5 protein-coding genes and 1 pseudogene are annotated in these 5,845 nt (G+C 70.3%); 1 reads left to right on the top strand and 5 read right to left on the bottom strand.

Features of this window, described 5'->3' with window-relative positions:
- The 3 genes from A5756_RS09765 to A5756_RS09755 form a co-directional block, all read right to left on the bottom strand.
- The coding region (locus A5756_RS09765; protein WP_066951435.1) for a VWA domain-containing protein at positions 1 to 751 on the bottom strand (751 nt) is incomplete at its 3' end.
- A 41-nt stretch (positions 752 to 792) separates the two neighbouring features.
- A complete protein-coding gene (locus A5756_RS09760; RefSeq protein ID WP_066951430.1) occupies positions 793 to 2,076 on the bottom strand; it encodes a primosomal protein in 1,284 nt (427 codons plus the stop codon).
- Positions 2,077 to 2,292: 216 nt separating this feature from the next.
- Positions 2,293 to 3,111, bottom strand: coding sequence for an alkaline phosphatase family protein (locus A5756_RS09755; protein WP_066951426.1), 819 nt, complete (start codon positions 3,109 to 3,111; stop codon positions 2,293 to 2,295).
- A 177-nt stretch (positions 3,112 to 3,288) separates the two neighbouring features.
- On the opposite strand from A5756_RS09755, the gene upp reads away from it, so the two are divergent.
- Complete coding sequence (gene upp / locus A5756_RS09750) at positions 3,289 to 3,912, top strand: uracil phosphoribosyltransferase (protein ID WP_066951422.1); 624 nt, start codon at positions 3,289 to 3,291, stop codon at positions 3,910 to 3,912.
- 5 nt (positions 3,913 to 3,917) lie between these two features.
- Here the strand turns inward: upp and A5756_RS09745 are convergent, their stop codons facing one another.
- Together A5756_RS09745 and A5756_RS09740 are read right to left on the bottom strand one after the other, a co-directional pair.
- A complete protein-coding gene (locus A5756_RS09745) occupies positions 3,918 to 5,519 on the bottom strand; it encodes a phospho-sugar mutase (protein ID WP_066951417.1) in 1,602 nt (533 codons plus the stop codon).
- Between the two features lies 1 nt (position 5,520).
- Positions 5,521 to 5,845: pseudogene (locus A5756_RS09740) on the bottom strand (purine-nucleoside phosphorylase); the annotation flags it as partial.

The raw sequence follows: 5,845 nt of genomic DNA, 5'->3' as shown, positions 1-5,845 counted from the left end.
CCGGGATGGTGGCGCCTTCGTACTCGACCGTGCCGTACGGCGTCCCGAAGGAGATCGTGGAGATCTGCACACCCTCGGCCTTGGCGGCCCGGGCGGCGGTGAAAGCCCCCTGCGGGGCGTTGGGGTCCAGCGGCACGTTCTCGGCGCCGTCGGACTCCAGCACGATGCGGGCCGGCGGCGGGGTGTCACCCCCGGTGATCGCGGTGGCGCTCACCGCGTGCAGGGCGGTGAAGATGGCCTCGCCGGTGGCCGTGCTGTCGGCGAAGTCGAGCTTCTTCAGGGCGTCGATGGTCGCCTGGTGCTGCGGGGTCGGCGGCACGAGCAGGTACGGCGTGCCCGCGAAGCCGACCAGCCCGAGGTTGATGCCGGGCGTCAGCTGGCTGGCGAACTGGCTGGCCGCCTCCTCGGCGGCCTTGAGCCGGTTCGGTGGGACGTCGGTTGCCCGCATGGACTGGGACATGTCGATGACCAGCACGATGACGGCCCGGTTGCGCGGGATGCGCATGTCATGGGTCGGCGTGGCCAGCGCGATGGTCAGCAGGACCAGGCTGAGCAGTGATACGGCGATCGGAATGTGCCGCGTCGGCGACTGTGGCACGTTCGCCTCGGTGAACCGACGCAGCCGGCGCCGGCGGCGGGCCTGGACCAGGACGTAGACCGCGAGCAGGGCCAGCGGGAGCAAACCGAACAACAGCATGCCCGGCCGTTGAAAGCCGTACAGCGGTAATGGGCCGATCCCTGGAAGCGACACCCGCCAGTAAAGAGGAGACTCGTAGGCCCGTCAAACGGGGGCTATTCGCGCCTGAGCCGCCCGTCGACGAATTGCTCCAAGTTCTCCCATTCCCGCACCGCCGCGGCGTACGGCGCCGAGGGCTTGCCGACCGAGCCGGGCTCGAGAACGTAGGCCACCAGCTTGCCCAGTGGGCGGCCCGTCTCCAGCGCCTTGTCGACCGTGCCCTCCTCCGAGTAGTCGCCGATGTCGCGCAGCAGTTCTACGGCAAGGTCCAGCTGGTCGCGGTCCACGGCGTCCGGCCCGTCGGCGATGTCGTCGGCCAGCCCGCTGAGCACGTAGATGTTGTCCTCGGTGACCTTGACTTCCAGCGAACCGTCGGTGGCGGCGGTGCGGATGTCGTCGTAGGTGCTCAGGTCGGCCAGGTCGTGGTCGTGCTCGTCGGCGAGGTAACGGGCCAGCGCCCGTTCGGAGGTGAACACGCTGATGCGCCCGTTGCGGCCCAGGAAGATCGGGCGGTCGTCGAGGTAGCAACGCAGGGTGTAGAAGGTGCCCGAACTCGTCATGATCCGAATCGGGTCGATGCCCACCTGCTGCCAGAAATCCTCGTCGCTACCCAGGATCACGGTGTCAGCGGCCGCGCGGGGTTCCTCGGCGTCGGCCTCCACCGGCTCGTCGGCCTCGTCGTCGGCCTCGTCTTCGGCCTCCTCGGGCACGGCTTCGGTGTCTTCTGCCTCTTCTTCCTCGGGCTCTTCGGCCAGCTCGTCGGCGGCCTTGGTCGACAGCTTGGTGTCTACCTCGGGGGTGGTGACGATGTCTTCGATCGCGCCGAGCACGTCGTCCCAGCTGCGCCCGATGATCTCGCCGAGCGCGTTCCAGCGTTTGAGGCCGGCCTTGCCGCTGAAGTGGTCGATCCCGCCCGACACGGTGCCCAACGTGGGATTGCCGTTGAAGAACTTCGACACCGCCGCGAGCTCGCACACCGACCCGATGGACGAGACGAGCGCCAGCGTGCGGGCCAGCCCGCTCACCGACTCCTCCGTCGGCTTCTCCGACACCAGCTCCTCGACCGCGACCAGATCGAATTGCTGGTCGGCGGCCGGTGAGAACTTGTGCGCGTGCGCCGCGGTCAGGTCCTTCCACGCCGGGTGGTCAACCAGGTCGTTGTCGGTGTCGGAGCGCACGAACGCGACCAGGTCGGCGACGGAAGAGAAGACGTACAGGTCCTCGTCCTTGCCCAGGAACGCCTCCCACTCGTCGCCGGCGTCCCGCCAGCGGGGCGCCCAGACGGTGTAGCGGTCACCATCGGAGAGGCTCAGGCGGATGGGCACGAGGTCAGCAGCCATGCGGCACACAATAGCGACGGCGGGGGAAGGTGCTTGTCATCGGACCTAGCCCGGTGACGGCGAGCGCCGGGACGGGGCGAGTAAGGAATCGGGCGATCGGACCTAGCCCGGTGACGGCGAGCGCCGGGACGGGGCGAGTAAGGAATCGGGCGATCGGACCTAGCCCGGTGACGGCGAGCGCCGGGACGGGGCGAGTAAGGAACCGGGCGATTGGACCTAGCCCCAGATATCGGTGACCGGTGGCGCGCTGGCCGCGTATCCGGTTTTGGGCAGGCCGTACATCTGCTCGATCGTGGACAGCACGTTGTAGTGGTTGATCTGTTCGCTGTAATTGCCGGGACGGACGTGGGCGCCGTAAAAGATCGTGGGGATCTGGTTTCGGTTCCCGCCGTCGTCCTCGTCGAACGTCACGATCAGCAGGCTGTTGTTGGCCGCCGCCCAATTGGCGTAACCCGACAGCTCGCGGTTCAGCCAGGCGTCGGCCTGCGCAATGGAGCCGTCGTGCATGTTGTCGTCGTTGTTGGGGATGACGAACGACACGGTGGGCAGGCTGGCGTAGTTGCCCATCGGGAACGCCGAGAACGGCAGCGAGTTCGCCGGCGGCACATTGGTGAAGTTGGCCCAGGGCACGTGTTTGCGCGCGTACTTGCCGGCGCTGCACGCCGGCGAGCCGACCGCGGGCAGGCCTTCGGCGAAGCCGACGAATGTGTAGCCCGCGGCCAGCAGTTCGGAACCCAGGTTGGGGGCGGCGCCGCCGTTGACCGGGCATTGGTCCGTGGTCACCCCGAAGGTGTTGCCGGCGAACAGCGCCAGGTAGTTCGGCTCGCTGGGGTGTGTTTCGGCGAACGACTGGGTCATGTTGGCCCCACCCGCGGCCAGCGCGGTGATGAAGGGCGCCGACTTGTTGCCGATGATGTGCGACTCGGAACGGTTCTCCTCCACCACGATCACGATGTGGTCGGGCTTCGGAATGGCCGCTGCCACAAGGCCGATCCGCGGAGTCAACGGGCTGGCCGCCAACGCGATCAAGGCCATCGCGCCGAGCAGTTCAAGGACTCGAAATGCCCTGCCCGTCAACCCTGTTGAACCCGCGATTCCGCTCAGCACTACGGGAGCATATGGGTGGACCCGGCACACCGTCCGCGGCGACGCGGGCGGCTTCAGCGGGGCGTTAGCGAACTGCGGCCGGATCGTTATATAAGGTCAAGCACCGTGGAGGTGCGCGTTGTCGATCACCCGCTGGCGGTCGCCCGGCTGACGACGATGCGCGACGAGCGCACCGACAACGAGGGTTTCCGGGCGGCGTTGCGGGATGTGACCGCGATGCTGGTCTACGAAGCCACCCGGGACGCGCCCCGAGAGACCTTTCCCGTCCGCACGCCACTGGCGGAGACGCAGGGAGTGCGGCTGGCCAAACCGCCACTGCTGGTGCCGGTGCTGCGGGCCGGGCTGGGCATGGTGGATCAGGCGCTCGCGCTTCTGCCGCAAGCCCGGGTCGGATTCGTCGGCGTGGCCCGCGACGAGGAAACCCATCGCGCGACTGGGTATTTCGAGTCGCTGCCCGACGAGCTGGCCGGCCTGCCGGTGTTCGTCATGGATCCGATGCTGGCCACCGGCGGGTCGTTGCAGTACACGGTCGGCCTGCTGCTGGAGCGCGGTGCGACCGACATCACGGTGTTGTGCGCGGTGGCCGCGCCCGAAGGCGTTGCCGCGCTTGAGGAGAAGGCTCCCGAAGCGCGCCTGTTCACCGTGGCGGTCGACGACGGGCTCAACGAGAACGCTTACATCGTGCCGGGTCTCGGCGACGCGGGCGACCGTCAATACGGGCCGCGCTAGCCCGGTCACCAGCTCTGCGCCGCGGACACCAGCTCGTCGCGCACCGCCCTGGCCCGCTGGCGGGCGTCGTCCAGTTCGCCGGTCGCCGCGCAGCGAACCTCGATGTAGCACTTCAGCTTCGGCTCGGTCCCGGACGGCCGCACCACCAGCCTGACCGACGCGTCGTCGTCGCCGCCGGTGAAGATCAGCGCGTCGGCGATGGCGGTGACGGTCGCGGTGAACCCGGCCGGCGTTTCCGGTGGCGTCTCGCGCAGCCGCCGCATCAGCTCGGCGGCCTCGGCGGCGTCGGCGACGCGGCGCGACACCGCGGCGACGTCGTGCACGCCGTATCGCCGGGCGAGGTCGTCGAGCGCGTCGGAAACCGAACGGCCCCGGTCTTTGAGCGCGGCCACCAGATCGCACACCAGCACCGCGGCGCTGATGCCGTCCTTGTCGCGCACGGCGTCCGGGTCGACGCAGTGCCCGATCGCCTCCTCGTAGGCGTACATCAGCGTGCCGTCCGGCACGCCGGCGTCGGCGCGCGCCAGCCACTTGAAGCCGGTGAGGGTTTCGACGTGGGTGGCCCCGTACCGGCGCGCGATGGCCGCCAGCATCCGTGACGACACCACGGTGCTGGCCACCACCGCCGTTCGGGGATCGGCGGCCCGCGACAAGATGTAATCGCCAAGCAGCCAACCGGTTTCGTCCCCGGACAGCATTCGCCAGCCCGAGCCGGCCGGGACGCCGACCGCGCATCGGTCGGCGTCGGGGTCCAGCGCGATCGCGACGTCGGCCGTGACCTCCGCGGCCAACGCGAGCAGCGCGTCGGTGGCGCCGGGTTCCTCGGGATTGGGGAAGGCGACGGTGGGAAAGCCGGGGTCCGGTGCGAACTGCGCTCCCACGGTGTGCACCTGCCCGAAACCGGCGCGCTGCAACGCTTCCACGGCCACGCCGCCGCCCACCCCGTGCAGCGGGGTCAAAGCCACCCGCACCGAACCGGTGCCGCGCCGCACCGCGGCGGCGCGCGCGATGTAGCGCTCGACCAGATCGCTGACGGCGGGCTGCACCGGAGCCCGGTGGATTTCGTCGGCCGGGGGAGCGGCGGAGATCGCGGCCTCGATCTCGCGATCGGTCGGGGAGACGATCTGGATGCCACCGTCGGTGTAGACCTTGAAGCCGTTGTCGGTCGGCGGGTTGTGCGAGGCGGTGATCTGTATGCCCGCGGCGGCGCCGGTGTGGCGCACGGCGAACGCGACCACCGGCGTCGGCACCGGCCCAGGCAGCAGCAGCACCGAGAAGCCCTGGGCGGCAAGCACTTCGGCAGTAACCGTGGCGAAAACGGCGGAGCCGTGCCGGGAGTCGCGCCCGACGATGACCGGCGAGCCGGCCAGGCCGCGTCCGTCGAGTATCCGCGCCACCGCCCAGGTGGCGCGCGACACCACCGCCACGTTCATGGCGTCGGGACCGCCGCGCACCGGACCGCGCAGGCCGGCGGTGCCGAACGTGAGCGGGTGGGCGAACCGCGCGGCGAGTTCCTCGGGACCGCACGCCGCGAGCTCGGCGGCCGTCGCCGGGTCGGGATCGTGTGCGATCCACTCCGCCGCGGCGATCCGCTCCTCGGGCGTCATCTCACAACCGGGCTACGACGTCGGCCAGCAGCGCGCCCATGCGGCTGGCGGACGCGGCGCCGGCGGCGAGCACCTCCGCGTGGCTCAGCGGCTCGCCGCCGATCCCGGCGGCCGGGTTGGTGACCAACGACACCCCCAGCACCTCGGCGCCGGCCGCCCGGGCCGCGATGGTCTCGTGCACGGTCGACATGCCGACCAGGTCGGCGCCCAGCATCCGCAGCATGCGCACCTCGGCGGGCGTCTCGTAGTGCGGCCCGGGCAGGCCGGCGTAGACGCCCTCGGCCAGTCCCGGGTCGCCCTGGCGGGCGAGGTCCCGCAGCCGCGGC

Origin of the sequence: Mycobacterium sp. 852002-53434_SCH5985345, from assembly GCF_001667155.1 — a bacterium.
GTDB lineage: Bacteria > Actinomycetota > Actinomycetes > Mycobacteriales > Mycobacteriaceae > Mycobacterium.
The sequence above is the reverse complement of the archived record's forward strand: the minus strand, read 5'-3'. Positions and strand labels throughout refer to the sequence as shown.

What these genes read in the sequence shown, in the direction of transcription:
- A5756_RS09745 (WP_066951417.1), bottom strand. Translation starts at nt 5,519, where the DNA reads ATGACGCCCGAGGAGCGGATCGCCGCGGCGGAGTGGATCGCACACGAT.
- A5756_RS09760 (WP_066951430.1), bottom strand. Translation starts at nt 2,076, where the DNA reads ATGGCTGCTGACCTCGTGCCCATCCGCCTGAGCCTCTCCGATGGTGAC.
- A5756_RS09755 (WP_066951426.1), bottom strand. Translation starts at nt 3,111, where the DNA reads ATGGCCTTGATCGCGTTGGCGGCCAGCCCGTTGACTCCGCGGATCGGC.